Source organism: Streptomyces sp. NPDC048659, assembly GCF_040650575.1.
Taxonomy (GTDB): domain Bacteria; phylum Actinomycetota; class Actinomycetes; order Streptomycetales; family Streptomycetaceae; genus Streptomyces.
In genome coordinates this window covers 49,459-66,430 of the sequence record NZ_JBEZHM010000001.1, presented here as the reverse complement: position 1 = coordinate 66,430, position 16,972 = coordinate 49,459, and the positions used below count along the sequence as shown (strand labels likewise).

At 70.4% G+C, this 16,972-nt stretch carries 14 protein-coding genes and 1 pseudogene; 9 read left to right on the top strand and 6 right to left on the bottom strand.

Going from position 1 to position 16,972, the window contains the following annotated elements:
- Window positions 1–99 precede the first annotated feature (99 nt).
- Complete coding sequence (gene metG / locus AB0C99_RS00300) at window positions 100–1,707, top strand: methionine--tRNA ligase (protein ID WP_362467644.1); 1,608 nt, start codon at window positions 100–102, stop codon at window positions 1,705–1,707.
- Window positions 1,708–1,788: 81 nt separating this feature from the next.
- Here the strand turns inward: metG and AB0C99_RS00295 are convergent, their stop codons facing one another.
- Window positions 1,789–2,055 (bottom strand): DUF397 domain-containing protein, encoded by a 267-nt coding sequence (locus AB0C99_RS00295; RefSeq protein ID WP_362467642.1) that lies wholly within the window; start codon window positions 2,053–2,055, stop codon window positions 1,789–1,791.
- Window positions 2,052–2,927: a helix-turn-helix transcriptional regulator gene (locus tag AB0C99_RS00290; RefSeq protein WP_362467640.1), complete on the bottom strand. Its 876-nt coding sequence runs from the start codon at window positions 2,925–2,927 to the stop codon at window positions 2,052–2,054. Before AB0C99_RS00290 ends, AB0C99_RS00295 begins: the two co-directional genes overlap by 4 nt.
- Before the next feature lie 156 nt (window positions 2,928–3,083).
- Between AB0C99_RS00290 and AB0C99_RS00285 the strand changes: the two genes are divergently transcribed.
- The 3 genes and pseudogenes from AB0C99_RS00285 to AB0C99_RS00275 form a co-directional block, all read left to right on the top strand.
- Entirely contained in the window at window positions 3,084–3,515 is a 432-nt protein-coding gene (locus AB0C99_RS00285; protein WP_362467638.1) for an ATP-binding protein, read from the top strand.
- Window positions 3,516–3,806: 291 nt separating this feature from the next.
- On the top strand, window positions 3,807–4,703 hold the full coding sequence (locus AB0C99_RS00280; RefSeq protein WP_362467636.1) for a helix-turn-helix domain-containing protein: 897 nt from the start codon (window positions 3,807–3,809) through the stop codon (window positions 4,701–4,703).
- A pseudogene (locus tag AB0C99_RS00275) lies at window positions 4,704–4,964 on the top strand (hypothetical protein); the annotation flags it as partial.
- An 81-nt stretch (window positions 4,965–5,045) separates the two neighbouring features.
- Here AB0C99_RS00275 and aspS read toward each other — a convergent pair.
- The gene (gene aspS / locus AB0C99_RS00270; RefSeq protein ID WP_362467634.1) at window positions 5,046–6,866 is read right to left on the bottom strand and encodes an aspartate--tRNA ligase; all 1,821 of its coding nucleotides are present in this window, start codon (window positions 6,864–6,866) and stop codon (window positions 5,046–5,048) included.
- A 150-nt stretch (window positions 6,867–7,016) separates the two neighbouring features.
- On the opposite strand from aspS, the gene AB0C99_RS00265 reads away from it, so the two are divergent.
- Window positions 7,017–9,191, top strand: a complete 2,175-nt coding sequence (locus AB0C99_RS00265) for a SpoIIE family protein phosphatase (RefSeq protein WP_362467632.1) — start codon at window positions 7,017–7,019, stop codon at window positions 9,189–9,191.
- Here AB0C99_RS00265 and AB0C99_RS00260 read toward each other — a convergent pair whose 3' ends face one another.
- The 3 genes from AB0C99_RS00260 to AB0C99_RS00250 all read right to left on the bottom strand — a co-directional run bounded on the left by AB0C99_RS00260 (window position 9,192) and on the right by AB0C99_RS00250 (window position 12,042).
- The gene (locus AB0C99_RS00260; RefSeq protein WP_362467630.1) at window positions 9,192–10,256 is read right to left on the bottom strand and encodes an AI-2E family transporter; all 1,065 of its coding nucleotides are present in this window, start codon (window positions 10,254–10,256) and stop codon (window positions 9,192–9,194) included. It abuts the gene before it with no gap.
- 139 nt (window positions 10,257–10,395) lie between these two features.
- Window positions 10,396–11,358, bottom strand: coding sequence for a pirin family protein (locus tag AB0C99_RS00255; RefSeq protein ID WP_362467628.1), 963 nt, complete (start codon window positions 11,356–11,358; stop codon window positions 10,396–10,398).
- Window positions 11,359–11,526: 168 nt separating this feature from the next.
- The gene (locus AB0C99_RS00250; RefSeq protein ID WP_362467626.1) at window positions 11,527–12,042 is read right to left on the bottom strand and encodes an SseB family protein; all 516 of its coding nucleotides are present in this window, start codon (window positions 12,040–12,042) and stop codon (window positions 11,527–11,529) included.
- Between the two features lie 127 nt (window positions 12,043–12,169).
- On the opposite strand from AB0C99_RS00250, the gene AB0C99_RS00245 reads away from it, so the two are divergent.
- The 4 genes from AB0C99_RS00245 to AB0C99_RS00230 all read left to right on the top strand — a co-directional run bounded on the left by AB0C99_RS00245 (window position 12,170) and on the right by AB0C99_RS00230 (window position 16,925).
- Window positions 12,170–12,604, top strand: coding sequence for a hypothetical protein (locus AB0C99_RS00245; protein WP_362467624.1), 435 nt, complete (start codon window positions 12,170–12,172; stop codon window positions 12,602–12,604).
- Between the two features lie 5 nt (window positions 12,605–12,609).
- Window positions 12,610–14,376, top strand: a complete 1,767-nt coding sequence (locus AB0C99_RS00240) for an alpha/beta hydrolase (RefSeq protein WP_362467622.1) — start codon at window positions 12,610–12,612, stop codon at window positions 14,374–14,376.
- Window positions 14,373–14,921, top strand: a complete 549-nt coding sequence (locus tag AB0C99_RS00235) for a hypothetical protein (protein ID WP_362467620.1) — start codon at window positions 14,373–14,375, stop codon at window positions 14,919–14,921. The genes AB0C99_RS00240 and AB0C99_RS00235 overlap by 4 nt, the downstream gene beginning before the upstream one ends.
- 174 nt (window positions 14,922–15,095) lie before the next feature.
- Entirely contained in the window at window positions 15,096–16,925 is a 1,830-nt protein-coding gene (locus tag AB0C99_RS00230; RefSeq protein ID WP_362467618.1) for an acyl-CoA dehydrogenase, read from the top strand.
- Window positions 16,926–16,972 lie beyond the last annotated feature (47 nt).

Sequence of the window (16,972 nt, the reverse complement as noted above, 5' to 3'; positions counted from 1 at the left end):
GACGACCCGGGGCCCCTCCGGCCCCGGGTCACGGCCCGGGGCGCGGCCCCGGCGGGCGAGGGGGCGGGGCCACCCGCCCCGGCCGTTAAAATTCGGACCATGGCGGCCACTGGAACCGAGAAGCAGGGCACGAAGGCGTTCTACGTCTCGACCCCCATCTACTACGTCAACGACGCTCCTCACCTGGGCCACGCCTACACGACCGTCGCAGGCGACGTGCTCACCCGCTGGCACCGCCAGCGCGGCGAGAAGGTGTGGTACCTCACCGGCACGGACGAGCACGGTCAGAAGATCATGCGCACGGCCGAGGCGAACGGGGTCACCCCCCAGGCATGGTGCGACAAGCTCGTCGAGGAGGCGTGGAAGCCCCTCTGGGAGCACCTGGACATCGCGAACGACGACTTCATCCGCACCACGCAGAAGCGGCACACCGACCGCGTCCAGGAGTTCGTGCAGGACCTGTACGACAAGGACGAGATCTACAAGGGCGGCTACGAGGGCCCGTACTGCGTGGGCTGCGAGGAGTACAAGCTCCCGGGCGATCTCATCGAGGCCGAGGACGGCACGAAGCTGTGCGCCGTCCACAAGAAGCCGGTGGAGATCCTCAAGGAGGAGAACTACTTCTTCAAGCTGAGCCAGTACGGTCCGAAGCTGCTGGAGTTCTACGAGGCGAACCCGGGCTTCATCCAGCCGGAGTCGGCGCGCAACGAGGTCGTGAACTTCGTGAAGCAGGGCCTGGAGGACCTCTCCATCTCGCGCTCGACGTTCGACTGGGGCGTCCCGGTGCCGTGGGACGACAAGCACGTGATCTACGTGTGGGTCGACGCGCTGCTGAACTACGCGACGGCGGTCGGCTACAACGAGAACCCGGCGAAGTTCGAGGAGACGTTCCCGGCGAACGTGCACCTGATCGGCAAGGACATCCTGCGCTTCCACGCGGTGATCTGGCCGGCGATGCTGATGGCGCAGGGCCTCCCGGTCCCCGGCCGGATCGCGGCCAACGGCTGGCTGATGGTCGGCGGCGAGAAGATGTCGAAGTCGAACCTGACCGGCATCAAGCCGCAGGACCTGACCTCGCACTTCGGCGTGGACGCGTACCGCTGGTACTTCCTGCGGGCGATCGCGTTCGGGCAGGACGGGTCGTTCTCGTGGGAGGACTTCTCCGCCCGCTACACGTCCGAGCTGGCCAACGACTACGGCAACCTCGCGTCGCGCGTGGCGGCGATGGTCGGCAAGTACTACGGCGGGGAGCTGCCGGCGGCGACGGCGGACGGCGACGCGGAGCGGGCGCTCCACGAGGGCCTGGCCGCGGCGGTCGCGACGGCGGACCGGAAGATCGGCGAGGAGCTGGACTTCCAGGGCGGCATCCTGGCGGTCTTCGACTTCGTGAAGCAGGTCAACGGCTACATCACGGAGCAGGAGCCGTGGAAGGTCGCGAAGGACGAGAGCGAGGAGGGCAGGGCCCGCCTGGCCACGATCCTCTACACGGCCGCCGAGTCGCTCCGCGCGGTCGCCGTCCTCCTGAACCCGGTCATGCCGACGACCTCGCAGGCCCTGTGGGACTCCCTGGGCGCCGAGGCGTCCCTGGGCGCCCTGTCGGACCAGCGCGTCCAGGACGCGGCCGACTGGGGCCGCCTCCCGGCCGGCACGAAGGTCACGAAGGGCGCGGTCCTCTTCCCCCGCCTGGAAGACCCGAAGAAGGACTGACCAGCTCTTCTTCCGTAGGTACGACACGGTGGCCGCCGTCCCGCACCGGGGCGACGGCCACCGCCGTACCCGCCGGAGACGTCAGCTGCCGACGGCGTACGAGACGAAGCCCGCCCAAGCGGTCGGCGTCAGGGCGAGCTGGGGACCGCCGAGGTTCTTGGAGTCGCGGACGTGGACGGTGGCGGGGGTGGTGGCGACCTCGACGCAGGATTCGCCGTCGGTGCCGCCGCTGTAGCTGCTCTTGCGCCAGGCGACCTCGATGCAGGACTCGCCGTCGGTGCCGCTGCTGTAGCTGCTCTTGAACCAAGCCAGTTCGGAGGCGTCCCCGGCGGATGCCTTGTGGATCATGTTTCTCCCAGCAGTTGCTCGATGAAGGCCAGCGACTCCCTCGGCGAGAAAGCCTGCGCCCGGATGGTGCCATATCGCAGCTCAAGGATGCGGAGCTGCTTGGGATCGGTGACCGGCCGTCCGCTGAACGCCCCATCGGAGCGCCCCACCGCCGTCCCATCCGGGAACTTCAGCAGCTCGATCCTGCCGTCCAGCCCGGGGTGGGCCTCGGTGTTCGTCGGCATGACCTGAAGGGTGACATGACGCAACCCACCCACCTCCAGGAGACGTTCGAGCTGCCGTCGCCACACCATTGTGCCCCCAACCTGTCGGCGTAGCGGAGCCTCTTCCAGTACGAAGTGGATGGACGGAGCCGGGTCCCGTTCGAAGACCGACTGCCGGGCCAGCCGGGCGGCCACCATGCGTTCCACATCGTCAGGCGAGTACGGAGGCTGTGCCGCCTCGATCGCAGCACGGGCATGCTCCGGGTTCTGCAACAGCCCATGGATGCTGTTGCACTCGTACACGCCGATCTCCACCGCCTTGGCCTCCAGCTTCGCCAAGGCGCGCACCTTCTTCGGGTACCGGACCTTCGCCACGTCCTCCTTCATGGCCGCGATCAGCCCGCCCGCGCCCAGGACCTCGTCCGCGTTGTCGAGGAACTCGGGCCGGGGGATCCGCTTCCCGCCCTCGATCTTGTAGATCATGTCCTCGCCGTAGCCGGTGGCCACACCGAGCTCGGCGGCCCTTATGCCCACCGCCTCCCTCCGCAGCCTCAGCTGCCGTCCCACGGTGGCGATGACGGCCAGTCCCCACTCGTCATCCGGATCGACCTCCCACCCCGGCTCGTCCGCCTCGGTCTTGAGTCGCTGCGCCCCGCCGTCCACCGACATACCGCACCCTTCCCTGGCCCAGTTTCATGGCGCGACACCCCTACCCGCCTCACGGGTTCGGACAGGCCGGACAGCAGTGGACAAGGCCCGGACAGTCACCCTACGCATCGGCACCGTCACTGTTCACGGTAGCCGGGGGCGGCCACGCTCGGTGATGTGAACCAGAAGAACCCCACCCAACTCAGCCAGCCCACACACCACTTCAGCGTCCTGGTGTCCCCCACGCCACGCGGGGCCCGGCTCGCCCGGCTGCTCGCCGTGGAGTGGCTGCGGACCTGGGAGCTTCCGTACGGCGTCGTGGACACCGCCGCGCAGATCGTCGCCGAACTCGCGGCGAACGCCGCCACGCACGGCAGGGTCTCGGGGCGGAACTTCCGTCTCGCGCTCCTGGCGCACACGGACGCCCTCCGGATCGAGGTCACGGACACCCGGGGAGCCGACCTTCCCCGTATTCGAACCCGGACCGTCGACGCCGAGTCGGGGCGGGGGCTCCTGCTGGTGGAGGCTCTCGCCGATCGGTGGGGCGTCGAGCTCGGGCCCGCACCTCGGAAGACCGTGTGGGCGGAACTCGACTTGTCACGCTCCTGACCAGCAAGAACGACACGTTCACCGGAGTCCGGAAACGCGGACTCCGGTGGCTCGGGTGGTCTTTCCAAGTAACGACGAGAGAGAAAGAACCCTCACCAAGCCCCACCCCTCCCGCCCCGGGGCGCACGCTCACTCATGCGAGTGAAGAACACCAACTCAGCTGGATTCCGCCCCGGTTGCCTGCTTTACGCTCACCTCGACCGGCATATGACAGCAGACATACGTCGGCCCTCGCCGGGAGGGCAATCCCAATGCGAGGGCCTGACCACGAGGAAGAGAACAGCTTCCCCAATGGGTGTTCAGAACACTATCGCGCGCCCTCGCGCCGAGTCCCGCAACAGCTGGAAAAGTCACCCTCCCCGGCGCCCCCACGGGCGCTCGGCGGTCGGTGGCGTCATCCACGACAACGTGCGGCACACGACCCGCTTCACGGTGATCGGCAACCACCTCTGCCAGCACGACGGGATGTCCCTCGTGGCCATCGGGGTCGCCGTGCACATCCAGTCGCTGCCCGCCGGGTCTCCCGTCGACATCAAGACCCTCGCGGCCCGTTTCCCCGAGGGCGCCGTCCGGATCGCCAACGCCCTGCGCGAGCTGGAGCTGTACGGCTATCTGCGCCGGATCCGCGAGCGCGGCGAGGACGGGCGGATCGTCACGCGGACGATCTCCTGCAACCATCCGGGGCGGACCGGCGGTCCGGAGGATCCGGAGCCGGGGACCGGGGCCGGGCGCGGGCCGGAACCCGAGGTCGAACGGCCCGCCCGGCGGGCGGCCGATCCGCCGCGCCGCGCCCTGCCCGCCGTACCGCAGCCCGTGTATCCGACGCCCGACCTCCTGCTCACGGCCGTCGACGTCCTCGCCGGCCTCCGCCGTGCGGACCCGCGCCTGTACGTCTCCGCCACCGACGCCGAGCACCTCGCCCCGGGCGTCGCCGCCTGGCTGGAGCGCGAGCTCACCCCCGACGCCGTACGCCGCGTCCTGACCTTCGACCTCCCGGCGGAGCCCCTGCGCCGCCCGGCCGCCCTCCTGGCCCACCGCCTCAACGCCGGCCTCCCGCCCCTGCCGCCCTTCCGCACCCCGGACGAGCCCCCCGCCGCCCGTCACCCCCTCCAGAACTGCGACACCTGCGACCACGCCTACCGCGCCCCCGAACCGGGCACTTGCGGGGCCTGCACGCCGGCGGGGTAACGGAACCTGGTGGCTGTGGACCTCTCCTTCTACACGTCGGTCATCTCCGAGGAGATCCGCGACGAGGGCCGCACTCAAGGGCGTGCCCAGGCCAGCGCCGAGGCCATGCTGATCATCCTGGAGCAGCGCGGTCTCACCGTCTCCGACGACGCCCGTCAGCGCATCACCGGCTGCGACGATCCCGAAGTCCTGCGCCGCTGGGTCGCCCGTGCCGTCACCGTCTCGTCCGTCGACGAGATCTTCGCCGACGAGGACGCGTAACCCCGCCCACGAACGCCGGAAGGGCCCGGAACCGAGGATCTCGGTTCCGGGCCCTTCCGTCAGGCAGTCAGGCCGTCAGGCTCAGCGCGCCGCGTCCGGGTGGACCGACTCCGTGACCGGGCGGTCGTCCGCGGGCTTCTCCTTCGTGACCGGCTTGCGGAGCTGGATGTTCAGCTCGCGCAGGCGGGACTCGTCCAGCTCGGTCGGGGCGCCCATGAGGAGGTCCTGGCCGTTGCCGTTGAGCGGGAAGGCGATGATCTCGCGGATGTTCGGCTCGTCGGCGAGGAGCATCACGATGCGGTCGACACCCGGGGCGATGCCGCCGTGCGGCGGGGCGCCGTACTCGAAGGCGCGGAGCATGCCCGCGAACTCGGTCTCGACCGTCTCGCGGGAGTAGCCCGCGATCTCGAACGCCTTGAACATGATCTCGGGCTCGTGGTTCCGGATCGCGCCCGAGGAGAGCTCGATGCCGTTGCACACGATGTCGTACTGCCAGCCCAGGACGTCCAGCGGGTCCTGGGTCTCCAGGGCCTCCAGGCCGCCCTGCGGCATCGAGAAGGGGTTGTGCGAGAAGTCGATCTTGCCGGTCTCCTCGTCCTTCTCGTACATCGGGAAGTCGACGATCCACGCGAAGCGGAAGACGTTCTCCTCGAAGCGGCCCGCGCGCTTGGCGGCCTCGACCCGGACCGGGCCCATGATCTTGGAGACCTCGTCGAACTCGCCCGCGCCGAAGAAGACGGCGTGGCCCTCGGCCAGGCCGAGGCGCTCGGTGAGGACCTTGACGTTCTCCTCGGTGAGGAACTTGGCGATCGGGCCGGTCAGCGCGCCCTCCGCGCCGACGCGGACCCAGGCCAGGCCCTTCGCGCCCAGCGAGACCGCGAAGTCGCCGAGCCCGTCGAAGAACTTGCGGGGCTGGTCGCCCGTCTCCGGGACGGCGAGCGCGCGGACGTGCTTGCCGGCGAACGCCTTGAACTCCGAGTTCTCGAACACGTCGGTGATGTCGACCAGTTCGAGGTCCGTGCGCAGGTCGGGCTTGTCGTTGCCGTACTTCAGCATCGACTCGCGGAACGGGATCCGCGGGAACGGCGAGCTGACCGGACGGCCGCCGCCGAACTCCTCGAAGATCTCCGTCATCAGCTTCTCGATCGGCTGGAAGACGTCCTCCTGCTCGACGAAGCTCATCTCCACGTCGAGCTGGTAGAACTCGCCGGGCGAGCGGTCCGCGCGGGCGTCCTCGTCGCGGAAGCAGGGCGCGATCTGGAAGTAGCGGTCGAAGCCGGAGATCATCAGCAGCTGCTTGAACTGCTGCGGCGCCTGCGGCAGCGCGTAGAACTTGCCCGGGTTCAGCCGGGACGGGACGACGAAGTCGCGGGCGCCCTCGGGGGAGGTCGCGGCGAGGATCGGGGTCGCCATCTCGTTGAAGCCGAGGGCCACCATCTTGGAGCGGATGGAGGCGATGACGGCGGAGCGCAGCATGATGTTGCGGTGCATCCGCTCGCGGCGCAGGTCGAGGAAGCGGTACTCCAGGCGCCGCTCCTCGTTCACGCCGTCGTCGGCGTTGATGGTGAAGGGGATCTGCTTCGCGGCGCCGAGGACCTCGACCGTGGCGGCCTCGATCTCGATCTCGCCGGTCGCGAGCTCCGGGTTCACGTTCTCCGCGCCGCGCGAGACGACCTTGCCGTCCACGCGGACGACGGTCTCCTTCGTCAGCTTGTCGAGCACCTCGGCCGCGGCGGTGCCGGGGCGGGCGACCAGCTGGGTGATGCCGTAGTGGTCGCGCAGATCGATGAAGAGGATGCCGCCCAGGTCGCGCCGATTGTGCAGCCAGCCGCTCAGCCGGACGTCGGTGCCGACGTCAGAGGCGCGGAGCTCGCCGCAGGTGTGGGACCTGTACCGATGCATCGTCGTTCATCCAGTTCTTCGGGAATCTTCGGGATCCGAGAGGGATGCCGGACGGTCACGTCCAGCCGTCCCAGGGTACCGGCCCACCCAAGATCGCGATTCGAATACTCTCAGTGGCGACCTGCTGTCCGATATTCATAAAGTAGGGCAATGCGCACCGAGGACGTCCTGGCCGCCATCGCGACCGGCCTGTGGCGATGGGACAACGCGTCCGGGGTGGTCTCCCTCGACGCCGAGGCGGCCCGCCTCCTCGGCCTGCCCGCCGAACCGGTACGGCTCACCGAGGCCGCCGTACGCTCCCGCTTCCACCCGGTCGACTGGAACGAGATCGACGGCGTCGTCCACCTCGCCGTCGCCGAGGACACCCTCGCCGAGGCCCGGCTGCGGATCATGGACGAGCACGGCCGGGTGCTCCGTACCGTACGGACCAGGTCGAAGCCGCTCATCGAGGGCGACGACTACCAGCTCGTCGGCACCCTCCAGGAGGTCGCCGAGCCCCAGCCCGGCACCGCCGCCGCCACGCCCATCACCGGCGACTGGCGCCGCTCCCGCGAGGCGTTCCTGCTCGACGCGGGCCGGGCGCTGGCGGAGGCCCGGTCGACGGCCGAGGTGCTGCGGGTGGCCGCCTCGCTCTCCATGCCCGGCTTCTCCCCCGACGGCCTCGCCGTCTTCGGCGTCGCCGGCGACCGGCTCAGGATCATCGGCCACCACGGGCACGACAAGGGCGACGAGGGCCCCTTCACCTCGATGACCCTCGACACGGACTACCCGGCGGCCGAGGTCGCCCGGACCGGGCGGGCGATCTACCTTCCGTCGCCCGAGGAGTACCTGCGCCGCTTCCCCATGACCTGGCCGCTCGCCCAGCGCTTCGGCCGCCGCTCCTGGGCCTTCGTCCCCCTCGTCGTCGCCGGGCGCACCATGGGCGCCTGGATGGCCGCCTTCAAGCACCCCGTCGCCTTCACCCCCGACGAGCGCTCGGTGCTCACCACCGTCGCCCGGATGCTGGCCCAGGCGCTGGCCAGGGCCGGGGTGGCCGAGTCGGAGCGGGAGCTGTCGCTGGGCCTCCAGCGCACGATGATGCCGGTCCTCGGCCCCGGCATCCCCGGCATCCGGGTCGCCGCCCGGTACGTGCCCACCGGCGGCGGGCTCCAGGTCGGCGGCGACTGGTACGACCTGATCCGGCTGCCCGGCGGCTCCGGCGCCGGCCGGATCGCCCTGGTCATCGGCGACGTCCAGGGCCACGACGTGCGGGCGGCGGGCCTGATGGGGCAGCTGCGGATCGCCCTGCGCGCGTACGCCTCCGAGGGCCACCGCCCGGACGCGGTGCTCTCCCGCGCCTCCCGCTTCCTGTACGGGATCAACGAGGGCACCACGGCGGGCGGCGGGGACGCGGGCGCACCCGGCGCACCCGGCATCCCCGACGCCACGGCCGCCGCCGACGCCGCCGACCCCTTCGGCGCGCCCCGCTTCGCGACCTGCCTGTACCTGGAGGTGGACCTGGAGTCGGGGCGCGTCGAGATCGCGCGGGCCGGGCACCCGGACCCGGCGGTGCGGATGACCGACGGAACGGTGCTGCTGCGGCCCACCGCCGGCGGCCTGCCGCTGGGCATCGACCCCGACACCGACTACCCCACCACCCGGCTCGCCCTGGAGCCCGGCGAGACCCTGATGATCTGCACCGACGGGCTCCTGGAGACCGGCGGGCACGACCTGGACAGCGGCTGGGAGCGGGTCCGCAAGCTGCTTGAGGCGGACGACGGCGAGGACCTGGAGGCGCTGGCCGACCGGCTCGTCGAGGCCGTCCACGGGCCCGGCTCGCACCACACCACCGGTCCGCTCGCCGACCGCCGCGAGGACGACATCGCGGTGCTGCTGCTGTCCCGGCAGGGCACGGCGGCGCTGCCCGCCCCGCGCCGCACGATGATGACGGTCGCCCAGGCGGAGCCGGAGCGGATCGCCGCCGCCCGCGAGCAGCTCCGCCAGCTGCTGCACGACTGGGCGGACGGGGACCAGGTCGACTCGGCGGTCCTGATGGTCTCCGAGATGGTCACCAACGTCCTGGTCCACACCGACGGCGACGCGCTGCTCGTCGCCGAGGTGGTCTGCGCGGAGGACTCCCGGCGGCGGCTGCGGGTCGAGGTGGCCGACGCGAGCGACGAGCTGCCGCACAAGCGGCACCCGGGCGAGATGGCCTCCAGCGGGCGCGGGCTGTGGCTGATGGAGATGCTGGCGGACGCGTGGGGCGTGGACCCGCGCGGCGAGGGCAAGGCGACCTGGTTCGAACTGCACGAGTCCGGGGGGCCGGGCGGCAGCCCGTCCGGCTGATCAGCCGGGCCCGGCGTCCTGGGCCCCGTACCGGCTGCGCAGCTCGCCGATCACCCCGAAGGCGGCGGCCGTCAGGGGGACGGCGAGGAGCATGCCGAGGATGCCGGCGACGGACGCCCCGGCGGTGATGGCGAGCATGACGACCGCCGGGTGCATCTGCACGGTCCGGCTCTGGACCATGGGCTGGAGGACGTTGCCCTCCAGGACCTGGACGGCGAGGACGATCCCGAGCACCCACAGCGCGATGGCGAAGCCCCGGTCGGCGAGGGCGACGAGGACGGCGATCGCGCCGGAGAGGAAGGCGCCGAGGTACGGGATGTAGGCGGTGACGAAGACCAGCGCGGCCAGGCCCACCGCGCCCGGCACCTTCAGGACGAGCAGGCCGGTCCCGATGAGGACCGCGTCGACGAACGCGACGAAGGTGGTGCCGCGCATGAAGCCCTCGACCGCCTCGAAGGCGCGCCGCCCCATGGCCTCCACCATGTCGCCGGTGGAGCGGGGGGCGAGCGAGCGCAGCGCGTCCACGGTCCGGTCGGAGTCGCGCAGGAAGAAGAAGATGAGGAGCAGGGCGAGGACGGCGGCGGCGAGCATCTGGCCGACCACGCTGATCCCGGAGATCACCCCGGAGGCGGCGGTCCCGCCGAACTTCTCCAGCAGCGCCTTGGCGTTCTTGGCGAGGTCGTCGAGGGAGGTCCCGGCGGCGCCGAGGTGCTCGGCGATGTCGGTGGCGGCCTGCCGCAGCGAGGCGATGATCTGGTCGCCGGTCTCGATGAGGGCGGCGACGACGATGTACGTGGCGCCGCCGACGACGGCGACGACGGCGATCACCGTCAGCCCGGCGGCCAGCGACTTGTTCACCTTCATCCGCAGCAGCCGGCGGTAGAGCGGGCCGAGCAGGGCGGTGCCGAGCAGGGCGAGCAGGACGGGGGTGACGGCCGTCTTGAAGACGACGCACAGCCAGACGAAGACCGCCGCGACCCCGGCGGCGAGCAGGATGACCCCGCACCAGGCGGCGGTGCGCTGGGCACCTCGGGGCAGCAGGGGCGTCGGGCGATCGGTGCTCACCCGTCCACCGGACCACGCCGCCCGGCGTGTCGTCCTGCGGTGCGGGCCGGACGGGTGACCGCCCGTCAGGGCCGGGCGGGGAAAGCGGTACGGGTACGGGGGCGGCGCCCTCGTACCCGTACCGCTTCCGGTCCCGGTGTCACTCGCCCATGCCGTGGACGGCCGGGATGGTGCCGAGGCGGCCGGCCTGGAAGTCCTCGAACGCCTGGCGCAGTTCGGCCTGGGTGTTCATGACGAACGGGCCGTAGTGCGCCATGGGCTCGCGGATCGGCTGCCCGCCGAGGAGCACGACCTCCAGGTCGGGCTCGTTCGCGTCCTGCTTCTCGTCGGCGCGGACGGTGAGCGCGCCGCCCTTGCCGAAGACGGCGGTCTGGCCCTTGTGGACCGGGCGGCGGTCGGCGCCGACGGAGCCTCGGCCGGCCATCACGTACGCGAGGCCGTTGAAGTCCTCGCGCCACGGCAGGTTGATCTCGGCGCCGGGGCGCAGGGTCGCGTGGATCATCGTGATGGGGGTGTGGGTGATGCCGGGGCCCTCGTGCCCGTCGAGCTCGCCGGCGATGACGCGGAGCAGCGCGCCGCCGTCCGGGGAGGTGAGGAGCTGGACCTGGCCGCCGCGGATGTCCTGGTAGCGGGGGGCCATCATCTTGTCGGAGGCGGGCAGGTTCACCCAGAGCTGGAGGCCGTGGAAGAGGCCGCCGCTCATGACGAGCTGCTCCGGCGGGGCCTCGATGTGCAGGAGGCCGGACCCGGCGGTCATCCACTGGGTGTCGCCGTTGGTGATGGTGCCGCCGCCGCCCTGGGAGTCCTGGTGGTCGAAGATCCCGTCGATGATGTAGGTGACGGTCTCGAAGCCGCGGTGGGGGTGCCAGGGGGTGCCCTTGGGCTCGCCCGGCGCGTACTCCACCTCGCCCATCTGGTCCATCATGATGAACGGGTCGAGGTACTGGTAGTTGATCCCGGCGAACGCGCGGCGGACCGGGAAGCCCTCCCCCTCGAAGCCCGAGGGGGCGGTGGTCACGGCCAGCACCGGCCGTGCGACGGCGTCGGCGGGCGCGACGACGCGGGGCAGGGTCAGCGGGTTCTCGACGGTCACGGCGGGCATGGCGTGCCTCCTCTAGTTCGTCCACTTCAAGTTGAAGTTCGTACGATCTCTGGGTCCCAGAGTAGTTGAAGCTTTAACTTTCTGCCACCCGGAACGCGGAACGCCCGGGAGGTATTCCTCCCGGGCGTCCCCACACCTGCGGCCCATGGCCGGCGCTACCAGCCTCCGTCAGCCGTACATCCGCCGCATCGCGAAGTCGACCATCTGCTCCACGGCCTTCGCGTCGAAGACCATCCGGTGGTCGCCCTCCATGTCGAGGACGAAGCCGTAGCCCGTCGGGAGCAGGTCGATCACCTCGGCGCCGGTGATCACGAAGTACTTCGACTCCTTGCCCGCGTAGCGCCGCAGCTCCTTCAGCGTGGTGAACATGGGGATCACCGGCTGCTGGGTGTTGTGCAGCGCGAGGAAGCCGGGGTTGTCGCCGCGCGGGCAGTAGACCTTCGAGGTCGCGAAGATCTGCTGGAAGTCCTCGGCGGCGAGGGTGCCGGTCGTGAACGCGCGCACCGCGTCCGCGAGCGAGGGCGGCGACGGCTCCGGGTACAGCGGCGGCTGCTGGGCGTAGCCGCCCTGCATGCCGCCCTGCATACCCGCCTGCATACCGCCCTGCATCCCGCCGTGCATCGGCGGCTGCTGGGGCTGGCCGTACTGCTGCTGGGCGCCCGGATTCTGGTCGTAGCCGTACATGCGGGCCAGCCTATCGAGCGGCGGCGGGCCCGGGGGGCCGCATGGATGCCTCTCCCACCCTTCTTCGCACGGCCCGGCCTCTCTTGCTAGGTTCGCGGAAGCAATCCGGCCACCACGGGGGTGAAAGATGGCGCTCGACGCCAAATGGCAGGAAATCATCGGTGAACGACCAGCCGCGATGAGCCTCGCGGGGCTCCCGGCGCCCGACGGCGGAGGCGGCGGCGGGCCCGATCTCAAGGCGGAGGTCGGCCCCTGGCACAGCGCCGGCAACACCGCGGGCGAGCTCAAGACCTCGACGGCGAGCTCCGTCACCGACCTCGACACCGCGAACGAGGGCGTCGCGGGCGGCACCGCGGGCTTCGACTCCACCGCAGCGCTCACCGAGATCCTCGGCACCTGGAAGACCCGCCTCGGCAACGTCCGCGACGAGGCCGGACGGCTCGAAGGCGCCCTCAAGGCCGCCGGGCGGGACTTCGGCGAGCGCGAACTGGACACCCAGCGGAAGGTCGCCGCCGAAGGCGACAAGCAGAACGGCCAGTCCGCCCCGAAGAAGGAGGGCTGAGCCCCGTGCCGACCTGGCAGCAGCTCCGCGACCTGAAGCTCACCGAGTACACCGACGCCGCCGACGGCTGGGGCAAGGTCAGCTCCCGCGCCAACGCGGACAAGGACCGCGTGGACAACGGCATGTTCGCCAAGATCCACGACACCCAGAAGGGCGAGACCGCCGCCAAGGCGGGCGGCGACGTCCAGCAGCTCTCCCGCAACTACCAGTACCTGCACACCGAATGCGGCCTGGTGCGCACCGCGCTCAACGGCCTGGCCTCCGAAATGGCCGCGCCGCAGAAGAAGTTGAAGCAGGCGCTGGAGGACGCGGAGAACCTGAAGTTCACCGTGCAGGCCGACGGCTCGGTCAGCTACCCCACCAAGTCGTACGTCCTCAAGGGCGATCAGACCGCCCGGGACGGCGCCCCCTTCCCGTATCTGCCCGGCAAGGCCGAGGGCATCGGCAGCGGCGACGAGAACAAGGGCAAGGCCGAGGACATCGCCCAGCGCATCGGCGACGCGCTCCGCGAGGCCACCGAGATCGACGGGCGCTACGCCGCCGCCCTGCGCCAGCTCAAGGCCGAGCCGGGCCTCACCGTCAGCGACGAGACCCTCGCCGACGCGGCCCGGGACACCAAGGCGATGCAGCAGGCGGCCGGCAAGTACGCCGACGACGACGCGATCCCGAAGGGCAAGTCCCCCAAGGAGAACGCCGACTGGTGGAACGGCCTCACCCAGGAGCAGCGCGACGAGTACGCGACCCTCTACCCGGCCTCGGTCGGCGCCCTGGACGGCATCCCCTCCGCCGTCCGCGACGACGCCAACCGGATGGTGCTCGCGGAGTCGAAGGCCCAGTACCGCCTGGAGCTCAAGACGATCCCGCCGCAGCCGCAGGAGTACCTGCCCAACCCCAGCGGGCAGTACCCGGCGGTCATCAAGAACCCCGAGTGGCGCGAGTGGGACAAGAAGTACGGCGACCGCAAGGCCCATCTGGAGAGCTCGCTCAAGGGCATGGACGCGATCGACGAGCGCTTCGCCAAGACGGGCAAGGACGGCCTGCCGGAGGCGTACCTGCTGGGGTTCTCGCCCGAGGGGCACGGCCGGGCCATCGTCGCGAACGGGAACCCCGACACGGCGCAGCACACCGCCGTGTACGTCCCGGGCACCACGTCGAACCTCGGCAGCATCGGCGGGAACATCGACCGGATGGTGAACCTGTGGCGCGCCTCGGACGCGGCCGCACCGGGTGAGACCACGTCCACGATCACCTGGCTCGGCTACGACGCCCCGCAGGACATCGTGAAGGACGCCCCCTTCAGCCACTACGCGAACGACGGCGCCCCGGCGTACAACAAGTTCATGGAGGGCATGGAGGTCGCGCAGGGCGGCCCCGACAAGAGCCACACCACCGCCGTGGGGCACTCCTACGGCACGACCCTGATCGGCTCGGCCGCGCGCCAGGGCACGCTGCACGCCGACGACATCGTCTTCGCGGGCAGCCCCGGCGTCCAGGTCGGCTCGGCGGGCGAGCTGGACGTCCCCAAGGGGCACGTGTGGAACGAGGAGGCCGACGGCGACGCCGTACCCGACATCGGGCGCTGGGGCCACGGCGGCAGCCAGTGGCGGCTCGGCGGCGGCGTCTTCCTCATCCCGAGCGACGAGGTCTTCGGGGCGAACCAGATGGCCACGGACACCGAAGGACACAGCGGCTACTGGGACAACAACAGCCAGAGCCTCAACAACCAGGCGGCGGTCGTGACGGGCAAGTACGGCAAGGTGGTCACCGAATGATCAAGATCCGAACCGGCGCCCTCCTGGCGACGGCCCTTCTCACACTCACGGGATGCAGCATGTCCAATGGCGGCGAGGCCAAGGCCGAAGGGACCAAGGTCGTCGGAGTCCGCGACCAGGACGAGGTGAACGCCGAGACGAAGAAGGTGTCGAGCGAGATCTTCGACCTGATCGGCGTCCCTGGCACGACCTCCAAGGGCGGCGCCGGGGTCCAGCCCTGCGAGGACAGGGACCGCGAGCGGTTCTACAAGATGTTCCACCCCTGGAGCCTCACGGCGAAGACGGACGAGGAGCTGGCCCAGGCCATGGAGCGGCTGAAGGCCGCGCTCCCCCAGCGCGGCTGGAAGATCGTGAAGTACGGCCCCGACAGCAGCGCGTCCAAGAGCCTGGAGCTCACCGCGGACAACGACGAGCGGAAGTTCGGCCTGCACGTCAGCTTCTGGCGCAAGGACAGCGGCGGGGACAAGAACCCCCCGATGCTCAAGATCGACGTCGTGTCCGGCTGCTACCAGGTCCCGGACGGGCAGAAGGTCGAGCACTACTGACCGCCGGAGCTCCGTGCGGCACGCGTCACAGACAAGTTCCCCGGATATCCCCGGATAGGGGTTGCCGTTATTACCGGTGGGTAGCATCATCGTAGAGAGCGTGGGCTACCCGCCGGTAGTCGTCTGTCCGCGTACGAGGAAACCGCCTCCCCGAGCCTTTACGGAGCCGTCGCCATGGGGCACTACAAGTCGAATCTCCGCGACATCGAGTTCAACCTCTTCGAGGTGCTCGGCCGCGACAAGGTGTACGGCACCGGTCCGTTCGAGGAGATGGACGTCGAGACCGCGAAGAGCATCCTCGACGAGATCCGCCGCCTCGCCGAGAACGAGCTCGCGGAGTCCTTCGCCGACGCCGACCGCAACCCCCCGGTCTTCGACCCGGAGACCCACACCGCGCCCGTCCCCGCCTCCTTCAAGAAGTCCTACAAGGCGTTCATGGACTCGGAGTACTGGCGCCTCGGCATCCCCGAGGGCATCGGCGGCACCACCGCCCCCCGCTCCCTCGTCTGGGCCTACGCGGAGCTGCTCCTCGGCTCGAACCCGGCCATCTGGATGTACTCCTCCGGCCCCGCCTTCGCCGGCGTCCTCTACAACGAGGGCAACGAGCGGCAGAAGAAGGCCGCCCAGATCGCCGTCGAGAAGCGCTGGGGCTCCACCATGGTGCTCACCGAGCCCGACGCGGGCTCCGACGTCGGCGCCGGCCGCACCAAGGCCATCCAGCAGGAGGACGGCTCCTGGCACATCGAGGGCGTGAAGCGCTTCATCACCTCCGGTGAGCACGACATGGAGGAGAACATCCTCCACTACGTCCTCGCCCGCCCCGAGGGCGCCGGCCCCGGCACCAAGGGCCTCTCGCTCTTCCTCGTCCCGAAGTACGAGTTCGACTGGGAGACCGGCGAGCTCGGCGCCCGCAACGGCGTCTACGCCACCAACGTCGAGCACAAGATGGGCCTCAAGGCGTCCAACACGTGCGAGATGACCTTCGGCGACCAGCACCCCGCCAAGGGCTGGCTGATCGGCGACAAGCACGAGGGCATCCGCCAGATGTTCCTCATCATCGAGTTCGCCCGCATGATGGTCGGCACGAAGGCGATCTCCACCCTCTCCACGGGCTACCTCAACGCCCTGGAGTACGCCAAGGAGCGCGTCCAGGGCACCGACCTGGCGAACTTCATGGACAAGGCCGCGCCCAAGGTCACCATCACCCACCACCCCGACGTCCGCCGCTCGCTGATGACGCAGAAGGCGTACGCCGAGGGCATGCGCTCCCTCGTCCTCTACACGGCCTCCGTCCAGGACGCCATCGCCGTCGCGGAGGCCGCCGGCGAGGACACCAAGGCCCTGCACGGCCTGAACGACCTGCTGCTCCCGATCGTCAAGGGCTACGGCTCCGAGAAGGGCTACGAGCAGCTCGCCCAGTCGCTCCAGACCTTCGGCGGCTCCGGCTTCCTGCAGGAGTACCCGATCGAGCAGTACATCCGGGACGCCAAGATCGACACCCTCTACGAGGGCACCACGGCCATCCAGGGCCAGGACTTCTTCTTCCGCAAGATCGTCCGCGACCAGGGCGCGTCCCTGAACGCGCTCTCGGAGGAGATCAAGAAGTTCCTCGCGGTCGGCACCGGCGGCGAGGAGCTGTCCGGCGCCCGCGACGCGCTCACCAAGGCCGCCGTGGACCTGGAGGGCATCGTCAAGAAGATGCTCGACGACCTCATGGCGACCGGCGAGGACGTCAAGAACATCTACAAGGTCGGCCTCAACACCACCCGCCTGCTGCTCGCCTCCGGCGACGTCGTCGTCGGCTACCTGCTGCTGCGCGGCGCGGCCGTCGCCGCCGAGAAGCTGGCCGCGGGCGCCTCCGCCAAGGACGCCGCCTTCTACCAGGGCAAGATCGCGGCCGCGAAGTTCTTCGCCGCCAACGTCCTGCCGGGTGTCACCGCCGAGCGCCTCCTCGCCGAGGGTGTCGACGGCTCGCTGATGGACCTGGACGAGGCCGCGTTCTGACGCGCGCCTGAGTCCGCACAAGGAACGGCTCGCTCCCGGGGAGGGGA